The organism is Flavobacteriales bacterium (genome assembly GCA_030584065.1).
In the GTDB taxonomy this organism is placed as follows: domain Bacteria; phylum Bacteroidota; class Bacteroidia; order Flavobacteriales_F; family PHOS-HE28; genus PHOS-HE28.
Genome location: CP129489.1, coordinates 1,168,392 through 1,191,119, shown reverse-complemented (window position 1 = coordinate 1,191,119; position 22,728 = coordinate 1,168,392). Strand labels below are relative to the sequence as shown.

12 protein-coding genes and 1 tRNA gene are annotated in these 22,728 nt (G+C 65.5%); 7 read left to right on the top strand and 6 right to left on the bottom strand.

The window, feature by feature from the left end:
• Position 1 precedes the first annotated feature (1 nt).
• From plsY to QY325_05265, 3 genes are all read left to right on the top strand, one after another.
• Positions 2 to 652, top strand: a complete 651-nt coding sequence (gene plsY, locus QY325_05275; protein WKZ67333.1) for a glycerol-3-phosphate 1-O-acyltransferase PlsY — start codon at positions 2 to 4, stop codon at positions 650 to 652.
• 74 nt (positions 653 to 726) lie between these two features.
• Entirely contained in the window at positions 727 to 7,023 is a 6,297-nt protein-coding gene (locus QY325_05270; protein ID WKZ67332.1) for a hypothetical protein, read from the top strand.
• A 50-nt stretch (positions 7,024 to 7,073) separates the two neighbouring features.
• On the top strand, positions 7,074 to 8,045 hold the full coding sequence (locus tag QY325_05265) for a tetratricopeptide repeat protein (GenBank protein WKZ67331.1): 972 nt from the start codon (positions 7,074 to 7,076) through the stop codon (positions 8,043 to 8,045).
• A 3-nt stretch (positions 8,046 to 8,048) separates the two neighbouring features.
• Here the strand turns inward: QY325_05265 and QY325_05260 are convergent, their stop codons facing one another.
• Entirely contained in the window at positions 8,049 to 10,424 is a 2,376-nt protein-coding gene (locus QY325_05260; GenBank protein ID WKZ67330.1) for a choice-of-anchor B family protein, read from the bottom strand.
• Between the two features lie 148 nt (positions 10,425 to 10,572).
• Here QY325_05260 and QY325_05255 point away from each other — a divergent pair, with 148 nt between their 5' ends.
• The 3 genes from QY325_05255 (at position 10,573) to QY325_05245 (ending at position 15,154) form a co-directional block, all read left to right on the top strand.
• Positions 10,573 to 11,355 (top strand): universal stress protein, encoded by a 783-nt coding sequence (locus QY325_05255; GenBank protein ID WKZ67329.1) that lies wholly within the window; start codon positions 10,573 to 10,575, stop codon positions 11,353 to 11,355.
• An 84-nt stretch (positions 11,356 to 11,439) separates the two neighbouring features.
• Positions 11,440 to 13,974, top strand: a complete 2,535-nt coding sequence (locus QY325_05250) for a VCBS repeat-containing protein (protein WKZ67328.1) — start codon at positions 11,440 to 11,442, stop codon at positions 13,972 to 13,974.
• A 76-nt stretch (positions 13,975 to 14,050) separates the two neighbouring features.
• On the top strand, positions 14,051 to 15,154 hold the full coding sequence (locus QY325_05245; GenBank protein ID WKZ67327.1) for a DGQHR domain-containing protein: 1,104 nt from the start codon (positions 14,051 to 14,053) through the stop codon (positions 15,152 to 15,154).
• 53 nt (positions 15,155 to 15,207) lie between these two features.
• On the opposite strand, the gene QY325_05240 is transcribed toward QY325_05245, so the two are convergent.
• The 5 genes from QY325_05240 to tsaD all read right to left on the bottom strand — a co-directional run bounded on the left by QY325_05240 (position 15,208) and on the right by tsaD (position 18,234).
• A tRNA-Arg gene (locus QY325_05240) sits at positions 15,208 to 15,281 on the bottom strand.
• A gap of 44 nt (positions 15,282 to 15,325) precedes the next feature.
• On the bottom strand, positions 15,326 to 16,060 hold the full coding sequence (locus tag QY325_05235; protein WKZ67326.1) for a YdcF family protein: 735 nt from the start codon (positions 16,058 to 16,060) through the stop codon (positions 15,326 to 15,328).
• 28 nt (positions 16,061 to 16,088) lie between these two features.
• Positions 16,089 to 16,895 carry a M48 family metallopeptidase gene (locus QY325_05230; protein ID WKZ67325.1) on the bottom strand — a complete coding sequence of 269 codons (807 nt, stop codon included), beginning with the start codon at positions 16,893 to 16,895 and terminating at the stop codon, positions 16,089 to 16,091.
• Positions 16,892 to 17,173, bottom strand: coding sequence for an ATP-dependent Clp protease adaptor ClpS (locus tag QY325_05225; protein ID WKZ67324.1), 282 nt, complete (start codon positions 17,171 to 17,173; stop codon positions 16,892 to 16,894). Before QY325_05225 ends, QY325_05230 begins: the two co-directional genes overlap by 4 nt.
• Before the next feature lie 38 nt (positions 17,174 to 17,211).
• Positions 17,212 to 18,234 carry a tRNA (adenosine(37)-N6)-threonylcarbamoyltransferase complex transferase subunit TsaD gene (gene tsaD, locus QY325_05220; protein WKZ67323.1) on the bottom strand — a complete coding sequence of 341 codons (1,023 nt, stop codon included), beginning with the start codon at positions 18,232 to 18,234 and terminating at the stop codon, positions 17,212 to 17,214.
• Between the two features lie 75 nt (positions 18,235 to 18,309).
• On the opposite strand from tsaD, the gene QY325_05215 reads away from it, so the two are divergent.
• On the top strand, positions 18,310 to 22,725 hold the full coding sequence (locus tag QY325_05215; GenBank protein WKZ67322.1) for a translocation/assembly module TamB domain-containing protein: 4,416 nt from the start codon (positions 18,310 to 18,312) through the stop codon (positions 22,723 to 22,725).
• Positions 22,726 to 22,728 lie beyond the last annotated feature (3 nt).

Genomic DNA, 22,728 nt, shown 5'->3' with positions numbered 1-22,728 from the left:
CATGGACTTCCCTTGGGTGTACGGCAGCTTCGCGATGGTCATCGCCTACCTCTGCGGCAGCGTGCCCACCAGCGTGTGGTGGGGCAAGGCCCTCTTCGGTGTCGACGTGCGTGAGCATGGGAGCCGTAACGCAGGCGCCACCAACACCTTCCGCGTACTCGGCCCCCAGGCGGCCATCCCGGTGCTGCTTATCGACGTGCTCAAGGGCTTCCTGCCGGTACGCCTGCTGCCCAACCTCACTGACCTTCAGCCCGATACCGCGCCTTGGATGTGGTTCCGGGTGGCCTTGGTGCTAGCGGCGGTGGTCGGGCACCTGTATCCAGTGCTGGCCGGCTTCAGAGGTGGTAAGGGCGTGGCCACCTCATTGGGAGGTGTGCTGGCCGTGCATCCCGGCGCGGCAGGCATCTGCGTGGCCGTTTTCGCGGTCGTATTCCTGCTGTCGCGGTACGTCTCGCTCAGCTCGCTGGCGGCGGCCGCGGCGTTCCCCCTGGCGGTGGCCGTCGTATTCCGCGAGCCCAGCCCCATCAAGGTCGGGTTCGCCATCGTGCTCTGCGTGCTGGTCTTCTACACGCACCGTGAGAACATCGGGCGGCTCCTGCGAGGCGAGGAGAATCGCCTTAGCCTCGCCGGCAGGAGCGGCAGACCCCGGTGAAACCCCACGGCCCGTATCCCGGTACAAGCGCCCACTCTCGGACGATGACCCGTTCCACGGGCATATTTACCGGCTTGCTCCTCCCGCTCCTGGCCCTTGGCCAGGGCGGCGACCAGCAGCTGCGTGCCAAGGCCGACCAGCTCTTCGCCGAGCAGCGGTTCGCCGAGGCCATGCCGCATTATTCCCAGCTCGTCAGCCTGCGGCCGTCCGACCGCGACCTCAACTTCCGCTTCGGCGCATGCCTGCTGCACGGCAGCGCTGACAAGGAGCAGGCCGTAGGCCACCTGAAGTTCGCCACCGAGGCGCCTGGTACCGACCCCATGGCCTGGTACTGGCTGGGGCGGGCCTACCACCTCAACTACCGGTTCAAGGAGGCCCAAGTTGCCTACCAGCGCTTCCTCGGCACCGCCGAGAAGAAGGCCATCGCGGCATGGCCCGTGGAGGCCCTTCAGAAGCAATGCCGCAATGGCGAACGCCTGCTCAGCAGCCTCAAGGAGATCACCGTGCGCAGCAAGGTGGAGGTGGCCGATGCCGACTTCTTCCGGTTCTATGACCTGGCCGATATCGGAGGCAAGATCGTGGTGCTCCCGGAGGAGCTGAAGTCCTCGCTGGACAAGAAGCGCAAGGAGCGCTCCGTAATCTACCTGCCCGAACGGCCGGGCCCCATCTATTTCAGCAGCTATGGCAAGGATGGCGCCACGGGCCGCGACATCTACCGCACCGAGCTCCTTCCTGACGGCACCTTCGCCACGCCTGTGAAACTGGCCGGATACATCAACACCGACCAGGATGAGGACTTCCCCTTCATGCATCCGAACGGGAAGACCTTCTACTTCAGCAGCAAAGGCCATAACAGCATGGGGGGGTACGATGTGTTCCGCGCCAGCTACGACCGGGGGCTCGATGCCTTCGGAAGGCCCGAGAACCTCGACTTCGCGGTGAGCACGCCCGACGATGACATCTTCTACATCGTTGACGGGGAGCAGAAGGAGGCCTGCTTCGCCAGCGGACGCAACAGCAAGCAGGGCATGCTCCATGTTTACCGCGTGTCCACGGCCCAGCTGCCGGTGGTCATCAGCGTCTTCAAGGGCACCTTCGCCAGCACCATCGACCCTCAGGACCGCAAGGCGAGCATCACTGTGGAGGACGCACTCACCCAAGAGCGCGTAGCTGAGGCCGTAACGGACATCAACGGCAGCTATGTGCTGAGCGTTCCGCGCGCCGGCAAGTACCGCTACCGCGTGGAATGCGGCCCATCCGGCAAGACGCATGGCGGCATCGTGGAAGTACCCAAGACGGACGGGCCGCGCGCCTATCGCCAGGAACTCGTCCTTGACCGGAAGGGCGACCTTGAGCAGCTGACGATCCGCAACTACTTCGATGAGCCGCTCAACGATGATCTGGTGGCCCTCTCGCTGGAGGAGATCAAGCGGCGCGCCCGGCTCGACGTCAGCAGCCGCGAGCCGCTCGTGGCCGAGGCCGAAACTGCCCAGGAGCCGGCCCGTGACATCATGACCCGCGCCGGCTTCACGGGCGACATCGACCAGGCTGCGGCCCAGCGGCTGGCCAAGGAGGACGCCAAGGAGCTGGAAGCGGAGGCGCTCGACCAGGAAGCGCAGGCGGCCGAGGCCTTCGCCTTGTCGGTGGATGCGGCCAACGAGGCGGAGCGGGCCGCAGAACAGGCCGATCGGCTCGTGAAGGCGGCCACAGGCGCGGGCTTGGACGAGGGGGCGCGCAATGAGCGGATGACGGAGGCGGCCCGTGAGCGCCAGCGCTCGCGAGAAGCCACATTGCGCGCGCGGGCAGCATTCAATGCCGGGCAATCGCTCAGCACCATGGCCATGAATACCCGGCAGAAGTCCTTGGCGGCGGCCAAGCTGGCCGATGACCTTTCAGCGACCCTTGCTGCCCGGCAGGATGAGGCTGCCCTGGGTCACTTGCGCACCCTTCGGCAGCGCCTCGACGAGAAGAGCAAGCCCGATGCCGCGAGCGATCCGGTGGAGCAGGCCCGCAGGGCGCTGGCCGAGCAGGAGAAGGATGCATCGCGCCTGATGGGCATCGCGCGGTCAAAGCGGGAGGAGGAGGGCGAGCTGGCCGACCGCATCGCCCGCTTGAAGCGCGAGCGCGACGAAACGCGCGCCCGCAGCCGCAAGGACGAGATCGTTCGCGAGATCACCGAGCTGGAGCAGCAGCTGGCCTACCAGCGCAAGGAGACGGAAGCCGCGGTGAACAAGGCCACGGCCGCAGAGCGCCAGACGGCTGTGCTGCGCGGGCAGGCCTCCCTTACACGGCACCTCGCCCAGGTCACGGACCGCGGCGCCGGCACCGAACTCAGTGCCGATCAGGCGCAGGAGCTCGGCCTTCGCATCTCCGGCACCGATCAGCGCCTCAATGCGCTGGCCATAGATGAGCGTTACGATGCCCAGCTGGCCGTTGAGGCCGAGCGAATGGAGGCCCGCAGCTTCGACTGGGACCTCGCCTCCGCAGCACAGGCGATCGGCGGTGCCCGCAGCGTTACGCGCGCCATGGAGAGCGGCGACGAGCCGTCCCCGCAGCAGGCCGATGCACGCCCGATAGCCATCCAAGCACCCGCCGTGGGGGTGCGCACCACGGAGCGGGCGGAGGTGGCTCAGGCGCCGATGTCCGGCGGACGGGAGGAGGTGTCTCCGGAGGTTCGGACGGCCGCGCAATTCGACCAAGCGGTTGCGCAACCGGCCGCACGGGTGGAGCAGGAGCGTGCGGGCATTCCCGAGCAGGCTGCAGGCCGTATCGAAGCAGCGGGTCAAGGCCGTACCATGGTTGCTGAGCAGCGGGTGAACGCGGCCGCCCCGGATGAGGAGAAGGAGCGGTTCGTGCTCGAGAACGAACGGGCGGAACTCGCTCAACTGGAACAGGCGGAGCGCAGTCGGCTGCGGAAGGACAGCCTGCAAGCGCGCATGCGCGCCGTCGATGAGCGCATCCTGGCCATCGACCGCGCTAGGGACGCGGCCGAGCGGGATACCCTCACTGCCGATGCCCTCGAGGCGGTGGGAGAGGTCGATCTGAGCAAGCCGGCGATTGCTTTCAGCGGCTCCGCATCGGATCAGGAGGTCATCGCCCTGGTGTACCCCGCCTATTCCGCTGATTTGGACCGGGCCGCGCGCCTTGCCGATGCCGATGCCCGTGCCGATGCGATCAACGGTGTGGAGTCCATGCTTGCGGACAGCCTGCGGGCCGAGATGCAACGACAGGTAGCCGTGCTGCAGCTCTCGCCCCAGCAAGCGGAGACCGTGCTGCCCCGGGTGGATCGCCTGCGTCGCCTCCGCGAGGCTCATCAGACCCTTGGCGAACAGGCGCTGGCCCAGCGGCAGCAGGAAATTGCCGCTTCCGGGGACATGAGCGCCGGACCGCAACAGCCGCCCGTCGTGGCGACGGTCGAAAGCGCTCCCGTGCAGCGGGCATCGGCCTCCGATCGGTTCATCGTCATCGACCGATATGCGCGCAACGTCTACGCGAGCAAGGTGGAGCATCGCTCCGCAGCCAAAGGAGTGAGCGAGGCGATTGCGTTCCGCGATGCCGACCTGGCCCGGATGGAGGATCTGACCAGCCGCATTGACTCCATGGAGGGCCTGCTGGCGGGCATGCCGCTGGGCAAGGAAAGCGACCGGCTCCGCCGCAAGACCGATGCGCTCATCGATGAACGCTACATCATCCGAACCGACCTGGGCCAGCGCAGCGCTTTCCTCATGCGTGAGGAGTGGAAGACCGCCAACGACAGCCTGAAGCGGGTGGAGGGGACCGCGGCGGGCCGGGGGCTGCCGATGGATGAACCCCTGCTCCAGATGGCCAAGGAGCTTGGTATCGAAGCGCGCCAGCAGTACGAATCGGCCCAGCAGCTGCGCAAGCGCGCCGACCGCAGCGAGGATATCGTGCAGCGCGACAGCCTCTACCGGCGCGCATACAGGGATGAGCTCGCGGCCCTGCTGGCCATGGACAAGGCCATCACGGTACAGAACTACCTGGCCGGCGCTGACCATCAGCGGGGCGAGCGCCTGACCTATGAAGAGGTGGCAGCCCGCGTGCTCGGCATCCAGGAACCTGCCTCGCCTTCCATGGTATTGGCCACGGGAAACGAGCCGGCGCGCCCATCCGAATCAAGCGAGCGCCAAGCCGACGGGGTTCAGCTGGAGGCGCAATCGGCCGTTGCGAGGGGCGAGGGGGGGGCGGCTCAGCGAGCTCAACCGGATGCGCCGGCACCCGATGGTGCAGCGCGCACGGATAGCGCGGTGGCCCGCAGCGAAGCGCCCGGTGGGGAAGGCGGTGGCCAGGAACAGGAGCCTGACCGATCCGGCAACTTCCGCAACGCCGACCAGGCCGCGACCCCTGCGGACAAGGCGCCGTCTTCACCAGCCGCCAGCGCTCAGGATGCGATTGAGCAGGCCGAACGCAGGCTGACGCCGGAGGCCCGGGTGCCTGCGCAGCTGTATGAGCGATACCTCGCCAGCGAGCCGGTCGTTCTGTCCGCTCCGGCCAAGGACGCCGAATTGGACACTGACCTGCTCAGCATCCGCGTGGATCGCACCAGGGGCGAAGCCGTCGATGCGGACCGGCGCTCCGTGGAAGCCGCCGACCGCGCCACGGCGTTCGCAGACAGCGCTGCCGGGGCCCGCAAGCGCGACCGGGAGCGTCTCGAGCGCTTGGCCATGCGTGAGCGTGCGCTATCCGATTCGCTGCGGTCAACCAAGGACCGCTTGGTGGATCAGGTGCAGGAGCTGGAGCGCCTGCGCGATGAGACCCTGGTCGCGAAAGCCTTGCGAGAGCGGTTGGTCAAGTTCTACTACCTCACGCCGGAGGAGCAGGAGATGGTGCTGATGGAAGGTGATGCCAGCCGCTACTTCCAAGCCAAAGCGCGGGCACTCGAACAGTATGAAGCCGCGGATGCCGCCTCGCTATCCGCTCGCAGCAACCGCGATGTGGCCGGTGTGCTCCGCAATCAGGCGCGCGCCGCCGAGCAGGAGGCACGAGACGGACGGCTCACCGCCACCGAGGCGGTCGACCGGGCTGCCAAGCTGGATCTCCGGGCCGCTGCCTTGGAGCAGAAGGCCGATTCGCTGGAGACCATCGCTTCACGGCTGCGCGGTGCTGCCGGCATCAACGAGAGCCAGGCCGGGGTGATGCTCCAGGGCATGCCGCCGCAGCGCAGCAGCGAACTGATGGCGATCGAGCAGCGCGTTCGGCGCACGGAGCCCCTGCTGGCCGAGTCGCGCAACGAGGCAGCTCCCCAGCGGCCGGCGGGCGACCTGCGCATGCAGCGCCCCGTGGCCCCGGAGCGCGTGGTGCAGCAGCCCGACAGGACCTCCGCCGACCGCGTTGCGGCAGCGGACACAACCGCTATCGCGGAACGGGCCGCCGGGCGAGCCGATGACCGGGCGTCCCTTGCCGCGACGCGATCGACCGCCACGGCCGAGCTGCCCTTCCGGATGCCCGATGAGCTCGCGGAGGACATCTTCCTGATACAGCCGGCTCCCGTGCGCCGGGAAGCACCCATCCCGATCGATGCTGAGCTCCCTGCTGGAATCGTCTTCAAGGTGCAGATCGGCGCCTTCCGGAAGCCGGTGCCGCAGGAGGCCTTCTCCGATATGAGCCCGGTGATGGGCGAGTCGGTCGGCAACGGGCTCGTGCGCTACACGGCTGGCCTCTTCACGGGCTTCGATGGGGCCGCCGCCGCCAAGGACCTCGTTCGCGAACGCGGATACCGCGATGCATTTGTCGTCGCGTACAAGGACGGCGTACGGGTGCCCCTTGGTGAAGCCATGCGCGCCGCCGCAGCGCCGCCTAACGCCGCCACGGCGCAAGCGCGCGCATCCGAGGAGCCGGAGCCCCGCCGGGCGGATCCTGCCCAGGTGCAGCCTCCGCAGGCCGCGGTCATTCAGCGCCCCGTTCAGCCCATTGTTGCGGCCGCTGAGCCAGATGCTGCAACCATCCTTTCCAAGTATCCCGCCACCGCGGAGGAGCTCATCGGCCGCTTTGCGCCCGCTGCCGAGGCTGGGGCCTATTATGCTGTGCCCGGTGCTGCGCCCGCCGCGCAGGTGGAGTCCATCAAGGGCCTCTTCTTCACCGTGCAGGTGGGGGTATACAGCAAACCCGTCGCGCTCGATCGCTTGTTCAACATCACGCCGCTCAACAGCGAGCTGACGGAGACCGCGAAGGTGCGGTACACCACCGGCCGCTACCCGGATAACGAGTCGGCCCGCAAGCGCAAGGACGAAGCTGTTGCGCGGGGGGTGAAGGACGCCTTCGTCACCGCCTACCTCAACGGCAAGCGCATCCCGGTACGCGATGGGTTGCTGCTCCTGGAGCGATTCGGGCCCTCCATCCTGGCGCAGCCTTGACAAGGACAGGTTCGGCCCCGTCTTGCCGCGCGGTTACCTTTGGAGCCAGCATGAAAAGGGAAGCCGGCCTTGGCGGGGCGATGATGTGCGGATTGTTCGCAGCCTTGCTGTGGCTGCTGCCGGGCTACGGAGGGGCCCAGAGCGTACAGCTCCTGCTGGTGCGCGGCGATTCGCTTCTCGACGCCGACAAGCCCCAGCGGGCGCTGGTCGTTTTCGACGAAGCGGTCCGCAAGGAAACATCCGTTCGGACCCTGCTCTCCAGGGCGCGCGCCTATTCCGCTCTCAAGCGCAACGACCGTTTCGTGGAGGATATCGACAAGGCTCTCCGGCTCGATAGCACCGCCGGAGAGGCGCATTACCAGCGTGGCGCATATGCATTGCGCGTGAATGATTCGGATCGGGCCGAGTTCCATGGCACGCGGGCAATCCTCTTCGCCCGGGACGCACGGGCCAAGGCCAGGGCGCACAACCTGCGCGGCGAGGCGAGAGCGGAGCGCAAGCAGTTCGCCGCTGCGATCGAGGACCTGGCCGCTGCATGGGCCGGCGGGCTGGAGGAGGTGACCGCTATGCGCACCCTCGCGCAGCTCTATGACGTTGAGGGCCGGCACGAGGAGGCGCTCCGGGTGCTTGAGCGCCTGTGCGAGATGGATCCCTCCGACCTGGGCAACTGGACCAATAGGGCGCATGAATTGAACATGCTGGGCCGATTCGAGGATGCATTGCCCATTACGGAGCGGGCCTTGGGCTACGATGCGGACGAGCCGGTGGCCTTGAGCCACAAGGCGTATGCATTGGCCAAGCTGGAGCGCGACGATGAAGCGTGGACCACCGTTGAGCGCAGCCTGCGCAATTACCCCAGCAACCCCTATGCGCTGCGCACTCGCGCAATCCTGCGTCTCCGGAGGGGCGACCGTGCCAAGGCCTGCGACGACCTCAGCTTGGCGAGGGCACTTGCGGATATCCCCGAAGTGGACCGGTTGGCGCAGGAGCACTGCGCCTCGCAGGGCACGCGGAAGCGCTGATGCTCATCGGGCGAGGATGAGCCTCTGACGCATGCAGCGCCCATCCGTAAGGCACAACTCCACCGCATAGGTGCCATTCGAGGCATCCAGAATCAGGTCGAGCATCCCGGACGGGGGCATACGGTCCGTCAACAGGGTGCGCCCCACCGCATCCACGATGCGCACCGTGCCCGCAGCGCCATCGGCTAGCAGGCGAACCGGGCCATCGGTGGGATTGGGGTAGAGGACCAAGGCGGGTGTAGCGGCATCCGCCAAGCCATTGGCATCCTCGTGCACGAGCTCAAAGACATCGAGGCCGGCCTCCACCACATGGCCCGGCGCATCATCGGCCACCGAAGCGAGCAGCCGCATCGTCGAGGTCGGGGTCATGAAATCCGAGATCCGGAAGTCACGCTGGATCCAGGAGGAAGCACCCGCCGTGGCAGCCGTCACCGTTTCAAGCACCACCGTGGTGCTGCCATCGCTGAGTGAAATGACGAGCGCATCATTCGGGTTGCCGCTGCCCCCGCCGTTGAAGAACCACCGCCGGTAGCGCACATGGGCCTCGCCCGCCCCGGTGGCATCGAAAGCGGGAGAGGTCAGCACGGTATTGCCGCCGTCCACGTCGTCATCACCTGCGCCACCGCCGGTCAATCCGGTCACGTAGGCCTCATCACCGCAATCCCCCGGCGCATCCGCTCCCGGGTTGCTCTGCGCATTGCCAAGGGTGGTGCCTTGCGGGATGCCCCGCTGCCACTGTCCCGAGGTTGCCGTACCCGTGACCGTCCATCCCAGGTCGAGCGCGAAATCATCCGCATAGACCCGCGGCAGCTCGATCGGTGGCGGCGGTGCGCCCTCCGCGACCGCCTGCACGGGCAGGCACCTTGTGCGCCAGCCCCACCGCCCGGCAAGGGTGGCGAACTCATCGGCGAAGATTCCGCTGAGGCTGTAGGAGCCAGCACCGTCCGTGGTGCCCTCGTAGGTGAATTCCTCGTTCCTCAGGAGCACCTGCGCTCCAGGGACCGGTTCCCCCGTCCCTTCCGTGATGACCAGCCCCTCGACGCTGAATGCGACCATGGGTTCCAGGTCGACGTCCAATACAGTGACCTCCCCGTTCTCGAGGACCACGCCATCGATCGTGGATGGATAGTAGCCTGGAGCGCTGACTGTAACGCTGTAGATGCCTGCGGTGTGGTAGCCCGTGGCATACGTGCCGCCAATGGGCGTGAGCGCGGAAATGGGGGTGCCGATCAGGGTGATGGAGGCACCACCGACCGGTGCGCTGGTCTGTGCATTGCGCACCATGCCTTCCAGCCGGCAGGCTTGTGTGTATTCGGGGGCAAGCACGAACAGGCCCTCCTCCATGTCCGAGATGATGAGGTTCCCCGATGCGAAGAAGGGATATACGCCCCAAGCCCCGTTGAAGCCGTCGCCAGTGAATGGCGAGGTGTCATAGTGCCCGACCTCCACCATGTTGTGCGGATCCGAGGCATCGTAGATGGACACACCATAGGTATAGTAGGAGGTCACCACATAGTCGTTCAGCCAATAGGTATTGTGGGGAATGGCGCCGGAACCGTTGTCGCTGCGCAGGCGGTCCACTTCGGTGATGTCCGAGGGATCGCTCACATCGTATGCGCCCACGTAGGAGTTGGTGCGCTCATCGGTGGTGAAGAGGTAATTCCCGCTATCGTCGAGCCACGTGTTGTGCGTGAAGTCGTTCGGCGTCGATTTCGTGCCCAGCAGAACGGGGGCCGCGGGATCGGACACGTCCACGATGGAAAAGAAGCCGTCATAGATGTGCGCCGCATAGAGGGTATCGCCGCGGGCGTAGCTGTCGTGGCAATACCACGTATCGAATTCGCCCACCTCCACCGGATTCATCGGGTCCTGCGTGAGGTCGTACATGATGACTCCTCCATTGCCGCGATTCGCTCCGTGGATGTATAACCGGCCTTGCTCATCGATGAAGAGCGAGTGGGAGGTATGCCAATCCGGTGCGAGCCAGACCGTGGCGGGGAGGTCTGTCGACTGGGGCAATGGGCTCAGGTCAACAATGACCAGGCCGCCGTTCTCGGCCTCGGTGGTCGCATAGGCATAGTCGCCCCAGACCTTGATCTCCCGCCAGATGGATGCCGGGCCAGGGAAGAAGAAGACCTCCTGGGGGGCGGAGGGGTCGGCGAGGCTGACCACTGACAAGCCACCGGGATTGTCCTCATCTGTCCCGCAAACGCCCATGAGGGCGTACTCGTTGCCGGACTCGTCCGTATAGCCCCAGAGATTGGCCAGGTTGCTGCCCCGTAGAGCCTGGTAATCCAACCGGCCGACGAAGGAGACGTTGAGTTGGGCGGAAAGGCCTAGGCCGCAGAGAAGGGCAAGGGCGAGAAGTGCTTTGCGCATGGTTGATGAACCCGGCCAAATTAGACCATGCAGGCCCTTCGCATGGCGGGATGCCGCGGCACGATTCCAGCCAGTCGATGAATGCTTGCAGCCGTTCGACGAGCGGATGACGGTCCTGCCCGGTATCTTGCCGGCCAATCCGTCCGCCATGGCCGATCTGCTCTGCACCACCGATCTAACGGCCGCTTCCACCGTGGCCATTCAGCATGCCATGGCCTTGGGCGATCGCCTGGGCGCCCGCGTGAGCCTGCTCCATGTGGTGGGCAAGGAAGAGCGGCGCTCCGTGGATGAGGTGCGGAAGAGCATCGAGCAAACCGTGGATGCCTTGGGGGGGGCGGCCGTACGGCTGCTCATGCCGGAGGGTGATTTCATGGAGGAGATCGTGGCGGAGAGCGCACGTGGGCATCGCTTGTTGGTGATGGGCACCCACGGCGCCCACGGACTTCGCCAGAAGCTGTTCGGCGCGGACATCCTCAAGCTCGTGAGAAAGGCCGCCACGCCTTGTTTCGTGGTCCAGGAAGGCTCCCCCGTCGACCGGGAGCTTTGCCGGATCGTGCTCCCCGTGGCGGGCCACCAGGACATCGGAAGGCTCCTGGATGCGGTATGCCTGTTGGCGCGGGCCTGTGCTGCTGAAGTGCATGTCTTCCAGCTCATGCGGCCCGGTGAGGCCCCCAGCGATGTCCTCCTGGCGAATAAGGTGCGCATGTTCGAGCGGCTTGAAGAGGAGGGGATTCGCCAGGTGGAGGCCAATGAGCCCATGAATTCGTTCAGCATGGGTTTCGCCAAGGCTACCATCGACTATGCGCAGCGCATCGGGGCCGGTTGCATCGCCATCATGGCCCATGCCTCCGATGAGTATCGCTACATCGCCGATGCCGAGAAGGAGCGCATCCTGTCGAATCCGGCTGCTATTCCGGTGCTCTGCGCCTGACCCTCAAGCTGACGGTTGGCAGCTGCCAGAGGCTGCGTTTCGGTATCTTCGCCATCCTTTGCCGGAATTGGCCAAGGCAACGTCATGAGGCCCACAGCGCTGATTCTCTTCTCCTTGGCCGGCTGTCTCAGCCTGACCATACAAGCCCAGTTCGGTCCCGGCCTTACCATCGCGCAGGGTGACGTGCCGGGTGCTCTGCGGGCATGTGATGTGGATGCGGATGGGGATCCGGACCTGGTGCGGATGCAGCCGGGTGAAGGCCTTGCCTGGCTCGAGAATGCTGATGGTGCGGGTGGATTCAATGCTGAGGCCTTGCTGCTGGCTATCCTGGAGTCCCCGACGGCATGGGAGCTGGAGGACCTTTCCGGTGATGGCCTGCCTGATCTGGCCTATGCGGACCCGATAACAGGAGAGGTGCGGTGGTCGTTGAATGCGGGCCCGACCTTCGAGGCGCCGGTGCTCCTGGGGCAGTTCCCGGAAGGTGTTGGGGCCTTGGCATTGGCCGACCTCACCGGTGATGGGGCGAGGGAGGTCGTGATTTCCGTTTGGGACTCCATGCTTGGCGCCCGTCTGATCATGTGCGCGAACCTTGGCTCCGGGTTCGGTCCGTGCGAGGCCTTCGGGCCCGCAATCGCGGGTGCAGCACCGGGGTTCATCCGCACGGGCAACATGGACCTCGCCGGCGGAATCGACCTCCTGATCGTGGATGGAGATGGCCAAGTGGTGGTGGTGCGTAACGCGGCCGGCGATGGTACCATCTGGGAGCCTGACACCGTCTTCCAACCGAGTGGGATAACCCTTCAGGCCCCCTCTTTCATGGACGTGGATGGGGATGGTGACCTCGACTTGGCCGAAGCGCAGTTCCCTGCAGTGAGGTGGATCGAGAATACCCTTTCCGAAGGCGGCGCATGGACCGATTGGGTGGAGCATGTCCTGGAACCATGGACAACCGCTGGGCCGGGTTCCTTCGGCCAACTCGGCTGTGGCGAAGGCGCTGGTTTCGTGGCCTTTCCGCTGAATCCCGATGAGCCGGTGCGCTATGCGCATTGGCTCACGGAGATCGGGGCCTTCGCGTTCAGCAAGGCCATGCTTGCTTTCCCGCGTGGCGACTTCCCGTTGCTGGCTGACTTCAATGGCGACGGGCACGATGACCTTGTGCTCCTCGTGGAGGGAGATCGGCGCCTGTTCATCAACGCCCTGCAGCCTTCGGTTGAGCCCCTTGTGCTGCCCGAACTTCCTGCGCTCTGCAAGTACGGACCCGAATTCAACTTGCCGGATGCCGTGCCTGCCGGCGGAAGGTGGACGGCACTGGCCGTCTTCGAGAATCAGTTGCTGCGGTCGTCAATCGATGGCAGCGGGGCCTATCCGCTCTCGCATGCGGCATATGCGGTTGAAGGCTGCGCAATCGGCGGTACCACCAGCATCCTGGTGGTGGAGCAGCCGCTGGTGGAGCCCCCGTTGTCAGGGGAACTGTGCAGCGGCCAGGCTCCGATTCAATTGACCTCCGTTCCGCCCGCAACCGCATGGGTGAACGCCGGGCCTACCGGCATCCTGGATCCATCGGATTTCGAAGGCGGAGTCGTGGTGGCCGTGTTCACCGATGCCACAGGAGTGGAATGCGCAACTGATATTGGTCCGATTGCCGTGCTTCCTTCCGTCCCTGCGCAGATCGCCCCGGCAGGCCCCTTCTGCATCAACAGCGGACCTCAATTGATTGCGGCCTCCGCCGCACCCCCGGAGGGTGTGAGCTGGACCGGTGATATCGCCGGATGGAACAGCGCAGGAGCAACATTCATCCCCCAGCAGGCCGGTACATTCATGGTCGTGCTGCTTGCTGAAGCTTCGGCCCCCAATGTCTGCAGCGCCTCCGATACGCTCATCGTGGTGGTGAGCGATTCCGTGCCTGAGATCGAACTGCAGCCGGTTCCCGTGCTCTGCGCAGTTGGTGAGGCCATTGACCTGGCGGCCTTCGCGACACCTGGCGGGGGCACCTGGAGCGGTCCCGGCGTCACCGGTTCGAGCTTCGACCCCATGGCTGTCGGGGAAGGGTCGTACCTGGTCACCTACACGGTATTCGAGCAGGGTTGCGGTGCTTCCGAGGCCTTGGCGCTCAAGCTGATCGAGGAGGTCCTGGTCACGGCCTCATCCGAGGATCTGGGACTTTGCCCAAGCGATGGCCCCGTGGTGTTCACCGCGAATCCGGAGGGAGGGCTTTGGTCCGCCCCGGTCAGCGCGGATGGGGTGTTCGACCCTTCAGTCTTGGCGGCCGGGACCTACCCGGTGGTTTACACCTGGTCGGGCGCCAACGGCTGCACGCTGGTGAACGATGCGTTCACGGCGGAGGTGCTGATCTGCACCGGGTTGGGTGAGACCGACCGCCTCGAAGCACGGGTCTGGCCGGTGCCGTTCGACCATCAGCTCAACCTTGAAGTGGGCGCCTCGGGCGCTGCCGCAATCGACGTTCTCGATGCAGCCGGACGTTTGGTGCTGACTACCGGTCCGCAGCCCGCCGGTCAATTGGTGGTGCTTCCCATGGCCAGTGTGCGCGCCGGCGCCTATACGGTGCGGCTGACCCTCCAGGATGGAGGCGTGCGCCTGTTCAGGGCGCTGAAGGAATAGGGGAGGCGGCCCTGGGGGCCGCTTGTCGCAGCGCGTTCAGCCGCGTACATTCGAGGGCGCGACAACCCGCCCACCCATGATCGCCACACAGATCCGTCAGAAAGACGCCCGCTTCTACTTCGTTTCCTACCCGTGCGAGGACATCCTGCGCCGTGTCAGGTTCATCAGCCGCTTCTACGCCGATGGCGAGAAGCCGATAGCGGCGGATGAGGCGGCAAAGGGCGATGAGGTGGCTTCATTCATCCAGCGCATCGAGCGCAGCGATGCCGCCTTCCAGCGCACCATGTCACACGGCAAGATCAAGGCGATCAGGAATTTCTACGAGACCGCCGTAGCGCAGCCACCCATTCCGGGAACGGTCCTGCTCTTCAGCAGCGATATCCTCGAATTCTCGCCGCTCGGCGGCATGCAGAACGTGGGCGACCTCAAGGAGCCGCGGGAGAAGTACCTCATCATCGATGGCCAGCATCGCTTGGCAGCGCTGGAGTTCTACATGCGCTCCCATCCCGAGGAGGCCCGGAGCATCCATGTGCCATGCATCATCTTCGATGGGGAGAGCGAGGATTTCGCGGCCGAGATGTTCGTGATCATCAACAGCACGCCAACGCGCATCAACAAGAGCCACCTCATCGACCTCTACGAGCGCGTGAGCTGGGAACGACCGGACAAGCGGCTGGCCGCCAAGGTGATCGAGCGGCTCTACAGCAGCGGCGACAGCCCGCTTCAGTACCGCATCAACCGGCTCGGCAACCGGAGCAAGCAGGAGAAATGGATCATGCAGGCCGAGCTCTTCAATGAGGTGCACCGCTGGATCCTGCGCTCCTTCAGCAAGGACGAGAAGGTGAATGCGGCGGCAGTGGAGCGCCGGTACCGGGTGCTGCAGCAGTTCTTCCGGGCAGCCCGGGCGGCCTTCGGTGATACCTGGGGCGATGCCCGATACCACGTCACCAAGCCCGTCACCCTGAAGGCGCTGGTGCGCGTTTGCGCCGACCTGAATGCCCGTGACCGGGGGGATGAGGAAACCCGCGAGGCCCGATGGGCACAACGCCTCACCGCCGCTTGGGGCGATGCGCTGCGCGAATTCCGCGATGAAGGGTTCTACGAGCGCTTCGCGGCCAAGGGCCAGGTGGAGCGGGTAGGGAAGGTCCATAAGTACCTCAGCGGCCGGCTCGGTCTTTGACCGGCAGCCGGTGGAAATGCAACGAGGCGCCCAAAGGCGCCTCGTTCGTTCTGCGGACCCGTAGGGATTCGAACCCCAAACCTTCTGATCCGTAGTCAGATGCTCTATCCAATTGAGCTACGGGTCCTGAAAAGCGGGGGCGAAGATAGACAACCGTTCGGATTGAATGGTTCAAATCCAGCCGTTGAGCCGGTAGTAAGCGATTGCCAGGCCTTCACGGAGGCAGGTCACCTCCAGTTTGAGGTAGTTCCAGAACGTGTAGCGGAGCCTGGGGTGGCCCGACACATCAGGAACCCACGGCTTGCCGCCGATCTGGGTGTGCCCGTAGTCGAAATCGTGCGCCATGGCATGATCCCAAGCCGGCGCTCCGCAGGCCCCTGTGATACCGGCCTTCCGGAATGCCCGGATGCTCCGGTACATGTTCTCCGGGGCCGTTACGACGGCCACTGGGCCCTGCGCCAGACGGGAAGCCGCGAGCGCCTGGTCGCGCGTGTTCTCCCCTTGATTCAGCGTATCGATGCGGGTGGAGAGGACCCCGCGTACCAGAAGTTCCTCGCGCATCGCACGCAGCACCTCGCCATTCCCGGGGTGGATCACCAGCAGTCTGGCCGATGGCCACGTGTTGGAGAGCATGGCTGCATGCTGCAGTCGCAGCAGTTCCGGCCCGGAAGGCATGCCGCTCCCGCCCAGCACCACGATCGTCGACGGCTCGCTCGCACAGGTCCCGGCCGCCTCCCCGAGCCATCGGTGCGCATCGTAGGGTATCCGCGTGAAGGCGAGCGCGATGCCCAGCAGGAGCAAGGAACCGCTGGCCAAAACGAGCCTGCTGAACCAGGGATGCAGGGAATGCGACAGTAAGCCCAGCAGCATCCCAGCTGTTGTGATGGCTTCCCGCCAGCGCTTCATGGCGTCCGCCGATGCCAAGCCCCTGCGGTCAGGGCTTGTAGTACTTGAGGGCCTCAGGCATGTAGGCCTCCAGGTCGCGCATGCGCGTGGCATCGCTCGGGTGCGTGCTCAGGAATTCAGGAGGCGCCTGGCCTCCGGACTGCTGGCTCATGCGTTGCCAGAATCCGGGCGCCTCGCGCGGGTCGTAACCGGCCATGGCCATGAACACCAAGCCCATCTTGTCAGCCTCCGTCTCATGCTTGCGGCTGAAGGCGAGCATGCCCAAGGCGCTGCCGATGCCGAAGCTCTGCAGGAAGAGGTCGCGCGCCAGCGAAGGCTTCTCTCCTGTGAGGACCTCCAAGGTCATTCCCGCGCCTTGAATGGCGATGGCCTGGCTCATGCGCTCGTTCCCGTGGCGCGCAATGGCATGCGAGACCTCATGCCCCATCACTACGGCTAGTCCGATCTCATCTTGCGTCACGGGAAGAATGCCGGTGTACACGACCACTTTGCCGCCCGGCATGCACCAAGCGTTCACCGTGGGGTCGTCCACCGTCTTGAAGGACCAGGTGAATCCCTCCACGCGGTTGCCCGCGTTGCTCTCATTCAGGAACCTCGTCGCGGCATCGGCCAGGCGCTGGCCTACCCGGCTCACCAATTGGGCCCTCGGGTCGTTGTCGGCCAGCACGGGATGCTCATTCAGGAAGGAGTCGTACTCCGTGACCGACATGGCCATCAGCTGGCTCTCATTGGCCAGGTTGAGCTGGCGACGGCCCGTGATGGGCACCTTGGCGCAGGCTTCGGCCAGGATGACCGCCGCCAGTATCGCTGTTCCGCGGAGGATGGTCTGCTTCATTGGATGTCGGCGGATAAGCCGCGATCGAGCAGTGCGGTGCACTGCGGTTCCAGCTGGTCGAAGGTGCCTCGCTTCACGCTGCACTTCCCGTTGTAGTGCACGATCCAGGCGCATTGCTCGGCCTGTATCGGATCGTGGCCGCAGATCTCCACCAGGCAGGCGATGACATGGTCGAAGGTATTCACGTCATCGTTGTGCAGGATGATCTCGCGCATCGGACCGGTCTCGCTCTGGATCTCCTCCAGTAGCGCTTCCTCAAGATGATGCTGGATGCTCATGACTGGCCGAAAATAAGCAGTGTCGGAAGGCCCGATGCTCAGCCCCGGGCGAAGGGTACGGCGTTCAACGGTGCATGCCGGCCTGCAAGGTGACCGAAGTGGCCCGCCATGGCCACCATGGCGGCGTTATCCGTGCAATAGGCGAATGGGGGCAGGTGCAGCGCCCAGCCCTCTGCATTTGCCAGTGCCTTCGCCCCTGACCGCAAGGCGGAGTTCGCGCTCACGCCGCCGCTGATGGCGACCTCGAAAAGCCCCTGCGCACGGGCGGCCATGCGCAGCTTCCTCAGCAGTTCATCCACGATGCAGCGCTGGAGCGAGGCGCAGAGGTGCGGCAGCTCGCGCTCCACGAAGGAAGGGTCACCTGCCATGCCGGCCCGGACCGTTTGCGCGAAGGCTGTCTTGATGCCGCTGAAGCTCATATCGAGTCCGGCCACCTGCGGTACAGGGAGCGGAAACCGGGTTGGATCGCCGGAGGCGGCATGCAGGTCGATGAGCGGACCGCCGGGATAGGGGAGTCCCAGCGCCTTTGCACCCTTGTCGAAGGCCTCTCCGGCCGCATCATCGCGTGTGGAGCCGATGATGTCCATCCGGTCGTACCCGTGCACCACCGCCAATTGCGTGTGCCCGCCGCTCACAGTGAGGTTGAGGAACGGGAACCGGGGCACCGAACGCGGTGCGCCGTCCTGAATGAAATGCGCAAGCGCATGGGCGCTGAGGTGGTCGACCGGGATGAGCGGTATGCCCAAGGCCTGACTCAGGGAACGGGCGTAGCAGAAGCCCACGAGCAGCGCGCCAATGAGCCCCGGGCCTTGCGTGACGGCCACGGCCCCCAGGTCGGCCACGCCGATGCCGGCCTGGCGCAGCGCCTCATGCACCACCGGAACGATGCTCTCCTGGTGGGCCCGACTGGCCAGTTCGGGCACCACTCCGCCCCATTGCCGGTGCGCCTCCTGGCCGGCAATGACGTTGCTCAGCACACGGCCATCGGCGAGGACCGCCGCCGCTGTCTCGTCGCAGCTGCTCTCGATGCCGAGGATGAAGAGGGGCTTGCCTTCACGCATGCTGGACCGGGCTACTTTTGGCGGATACGGCCCGGTGTTGGCTAAGGGCAGTCAAAGCTACGTCCGCTGGCGCGTGTGCGCACATATCAGGTCTGGCGCGACCGGCTCTTCCGCTGGTTCGGTGGGGCGGTGCTCTCCGCGCTGCTGCTGCTGATCGTCGGTGCCGGTTTGATGGTGATCCCTGCCGTGCAGAGCGCAGTGGCACGATGGCTTGCCGGTGAGTTGAGCGAGCGCACGGGTGCGACCATTTCCATCGGCGCAGTGGCGCTCGGTTCGGACGGGTCGGTGCGCCTGCGGCAGGTCTTCGTGAGCGACCTGCATGGCGACACGCTGTTCCTCGTGCCCGAGCTGAGCGTACGCGGACTGCGCGTCAGCACCGAGCGTCGGACGGTCGATGTGAGCGCGCTCCGCCTCACCGGAGCCCGGTTCAGGCTGGCGACCGCGGAGGGCGATGCGCACAGCAACCTGACCAACCTGCTCGAGCGGATCTCATCGGCCGATACCACCTCCGGCGGCGGCGATTGGACCATCCGCTGCGCGCGCTTCCGCATCGAGGGCTTCCATTTCAGCTTCCACGATGCGAATGCGGCGATCTCGCCGTTCGGCGTCGATTTCGAGCATATCGATGTGCCTGATGCGGAGATCGCCGGAGTGCGCCTTGAGGTCATCGGGGATTCCATCGCGGCGGACCTTGAGCGTGTGGCCTTCACCGAGCGCAGCGGACTGAGGATCGATGGCCTGGCCGGCGCGGCGCGCGTGAGCCGCCATGGAATCGTGGTGGAAGGCATGGATCTCCGGACCCCGGGGACCGCCCTGAAGGGGCAATTGCGCATGCTATCCGAAGGGTGGGCCGATTTCAGCGCATTCACCTCAAACGTCGCCATGCGGGTCGACCTCGACAGCTCCCGCTTGGAGATGGCGGATATCGCCTGGTTCGCTCCGGATCTCGAGGGCATCCGCTTTCCCCTGACGGTGAGCGGAAAGGTCCGCGGCACCATCGACGACCTGAAGGGGCGCGGGCTGCGCATCGGATTCGGCGATGGCTCCTGGTTCACGGGCAGCGCGGAGCTAAGCGGCCTGCCCACCATCGCGGAGACCTTCATGCTCATCGACATCGACGATATGCACGTCCGACGGGAGGACCTGGCGCGCGTGCCAGTGCCCCCGTTCACCAGCGGCGGGCTGCTGCACCTTCCCGATGAGGCGGCGCAGCTCGGCGACATCGACCTGAAAGGACGCTTCACGGGCTTCCTGCGGGCCTTCACCGCCACTGGGCGCGCAAGCACCGCGCTCGGGTCGCTCCGGACCGACATCACCTATGAGCGGGACACCGTAAGTGACCGGGCCGTGCTCTACGGCCGCGCCGCCACCGAGGCCTTCAGGCTGGGCCCTTTGCTGGGCACCAGCGCCATCGGCCCGCTGGCGGCCAATGTCCGGCTCAAGGCCTATGGTCGGTCGATCAGGACCATGGAACTGGACGTAGAGGGTGATTTCCCCATGTTCACCATCAACGGCCGCACCATCGGGGGCATCACCGCCAAGGGGCATCTGGCGCGCAACCTGTTCAACGGAGAGCTCCGCGCCGAAGACGAGCGCCTCGAACTCGACTTCAAGGGGCTGGCGGATTTCCGCGGCCGGTGGCCGCAGGTGGACTTCACGGCACGCCTGCACCATGCGGATCTGGAGGCGCTCGGCTTCACCGATGCAGCCGGATTCAATGCGCTGAGCCTGGACGCAGCGGTGCATGGCCGGCTCTCGCCGGACAGCCTCCTCGGCGATCTCCATATCCTCGGCATTTCCTACTGCCAAGGCGAGGATGAGTATGCCCTGGGCGATATCCACCTGCGCAGCGAGCGGAGGGCCGGTGAGAACCTGTTGCTGCTCGATGCATCTTTCGCGGAGGCGGAGGTGGCGGGGGCCTTCCTCCCGACGAAGCTCCCGGCGGCACTGGCCCATGTGGTCTACAGCGTGTTCCCTTCGCTCTCCGATGCCGTGCGGTACGACCAGGACGAGCAGCGCTTCAGGTTCTCCGTCCGTACGCGGGATACCGAACCCGTGCTGCGGCTCTTCCTGCCGGGCGCCGTGGTTGCCCCCGGCTCAGTCATCACCGGCTCGTTCGACACGCGCACCTTCGACCTTGACCTCACAGGGCGCATTCCCCGGGCCGACTACAAGGGCATCCGGTTCGATAGTGTCGAGGTCATCGCGGAGAAGACCCTCGACCTGCTGGCCTTTTCGGTGGAGAGCGCCCGCCAGCAAGTGGGCGACAGCCTCTGGTTCACCGGCATGGGGGCCACCGGCAAGGCTTATCAGGATGAACTGGAGCTGAACCTTGGATGGGATGGCAGCAGCGGCGGGACCAACGGCGACCTTGACTTGTACGGTGAGGTCCGCGGGCTGCGGTCGATCACCCTTGAACTGCTCCCGTCTCGGCTGTTCTTCGGCCGTGGCACCTGGACGAATCCTTCACGCGCGCACTTCGAGATCGACTCCTCCACGGTTCGCGTGAGCGGGCTCGAGCTCATCAACGCCGATCAGCGGATCGCCTTCAACGGGGCCATTGCACGAGACCCTCAGGAGGCCATGGCCTTCAGCCTCTCGGGGGTGGAACTCGCCAATTTCGTTCCTCTTCTCGATGGTCCGCCGATCAGCGGCCGCTTGAACGCCGATGGCCGCTTGTTCGACCTGTATGGCGCTCCCCATGTGGTGAGCACAGCGCAAGCCGATAGCGTGGCGGTGAGCGGACTGCCTGTGGGCGACATCGGGCTTGCCTTGGCATGGCTGGAAGGTCAAGGTGCCATCGATGTTTCAGGCACCCTCAACCGCGGGCCGATCAAAGCGCTTGATTTCACGGGCCGGATCGGCGTGCGCGATGGCAGCGAGCTGGACCTGCTCCTGTTGCTAGACCGGTTCGAGCTCAGCCTGGCGAATCCCTATCTCCCAGAGGGCCTGAGCGACCTGCATGGGCTCGCCTCGGGACAGGTGGCGCTGACCGGCACCCTGGCCGGCCCCGAGCTCGTCGGCACCATCGACCTCGCTGGCGCCGGCCTGCGGATCGACTACCTCAACACGCGCTACACCGGCGATGCCCAGGTGCACATCGGTGATGAGATGTTCGCCTGCGACCGCGCCGTCATGCGTGATGAGGAGGGCAATGCTGCGCGCATCGGTGCCACGATCGCCCACCGCGGGCTGCGCGACTGGAGCTATGACATCTGGGGAACGCTGGACCGTACGCTGGTCCTGAATACCACACCGGCCATGAACAGCCTCTATTACGGGAAGGCCTATGGGTCCGGCGACTTCGGCGTGAGCGGATCACGGGGCCGGCTCGACGTGAGCGTCCAGGCCACCACGGCGCCGGGCACTGATGTGCATCTGCCGGTAGGAGGGAGCACCGAGGTCTCCCCGATCTCCTTCGTCCGCTTCAATGCCCAGGACACCACAGGCGCAGAGGAGGACGTTGACCTGAGCGGCGTCACGCTCGACATGGACATCACGGTCACCCCCGACGCCCGCTTCGAGCTCATCTTCGACCCCACCGTAGGCGACATCATGAGCGGACGCGGAACGGGAAGCATCGAGATGGCGGTTACGCCCATGGGCGACCTGAGCATGACGGGGCAGGTGGAACTCGTGGAGGGCGACTACCTCTTCACGCTGAGGAATGTGGTGAACAAGCGCTTCCAGGTGCAGCCCGGGGGGCGCATCATCTGGTACGGCGACCCTTTCGATGCCCAGCTCGACCTCCAGGCCATTTATCGCCTGAAAGCGCCGCTCTACGATATCGTGCCCCCGGCGGAGCGCACGGAGGCCTACCGCCAGCGCGTGCCGGTAGAGGTGGTGATGCGCCTCCGTGAGAAGCTGATGAACCCGGAGATCGGGTTCGATGTGCGGCTCAGCTCAGTCGATGAGAACGTGAAGGCCCAGGTGGCGAGCATCCTCAGCACCGATCAGGAGATGAGCCGGCAGGTGTTCGCCCTCATCGTGCTCAATCGTTTCCTGGAGCCTCCCGTGTATGCGGGAGCCAGCGCCTCGCTGGGCGGTTCGGGCACCGGCAATGTCGCCGGCACCACGGCCAGCGAGTTGCTGAGCAATCAGGTGAGCAACTGGCTCAGCGGCCTCAGCAACGACTTCGACCTCGGTTTCAACTACAGGCCAGGGGACAACATCACCCAGGACGAGCTGGAGGTGGCCTTCAGCAAGCAGTTCTTCAATGAGCGCCTGCTATTCAGCACCAATGTGGGCGTTCACTACGGGGCCCGGAGCACGGCCTCGTCCAACGCCCTCATCGGCGATTTCCAGTTGGAGTACCTCATCACGCGCGAAGGGCGCTTCCGTATGCGGGCCTTCAGCATCACGAACGACCGTAATCTCACCCAGGCGGACCAGGCTCCCACCACGCAGGGCGCAGGAGTTGTGCTTCGTCGCGACTTCGACACCTTGGGCGAGCTGTTCCGGCGCAGGAACAGGAAGGCGGCGCGGCCCTGAATG

Coding starts and splice junctions, on each gene's coding strand:
- QY325_05250 (WKZ67328.1), top strand. CDS start 11,440: ATGAGGCCCACAGCGCTGATTCTCTTCTCCTTGGCCGGCTGTCTCAGC.
- QY325_05235 (WKZ67326.1), bottom strand. CDS start 16,060: ATGAAGCGCTGGCGGGAAGCCATCACAACAGCTGGGATGCTGCTGGGC.
- QY325_05265 (WKZ67331.1), top strand. CDS start 7,074: ATGAAAAGGGAAGCCGGCCTTGGCGGGGCGATGATGTGCGGATTGTTC.
- QY325_05245 (WKZ67327.1), top strand. CDS start 14,051: ATGATCGCCACACAGATCCGTCAGAAAGACGCCCGCTTCTACTTCGTT.
- tsaD (WKZ67323.1), bottom strand. CDS start 18,234: ATGCGTGAAGGCAAGCCCCTCTTCATCCTCGGCATCGAGAGCAGCTGC.
- QY325_05255 (WKZ67329.1), top strand. CDS start 10,573: ATGGCCGATCTGCTCTGCACCACCGATCTAACGGCCGCTTCCACCGTG.
- QY325_05260 (WKZ67330.1), bottom strand. CDS start 10,424: ATGCGCAAAGCACTTCTCGCCCTTGCCCTTCTCTGCGGCCTAGGCCTT.
- QY325_05230 (WKZ67325.1), bottom strand. CDS start 16,895: ATGAAGCAGACCATCCTCCGCGGAACAGCGATACTGGCGGCGGTCATC.
- plsY (WKZ67333.1), top strand. CDS start 2: ATGGACTTCCCTTGGGTGTACGGCAGCTTCGCGATGGTCATCGCCTAC.
- QY325_05225 (WKZ67324.1), bottom strand. CDS start 17,173: ATGAGCATCCAGCATCATCTTGAGGAAGCGCTACTGGAGGAGATCCAG.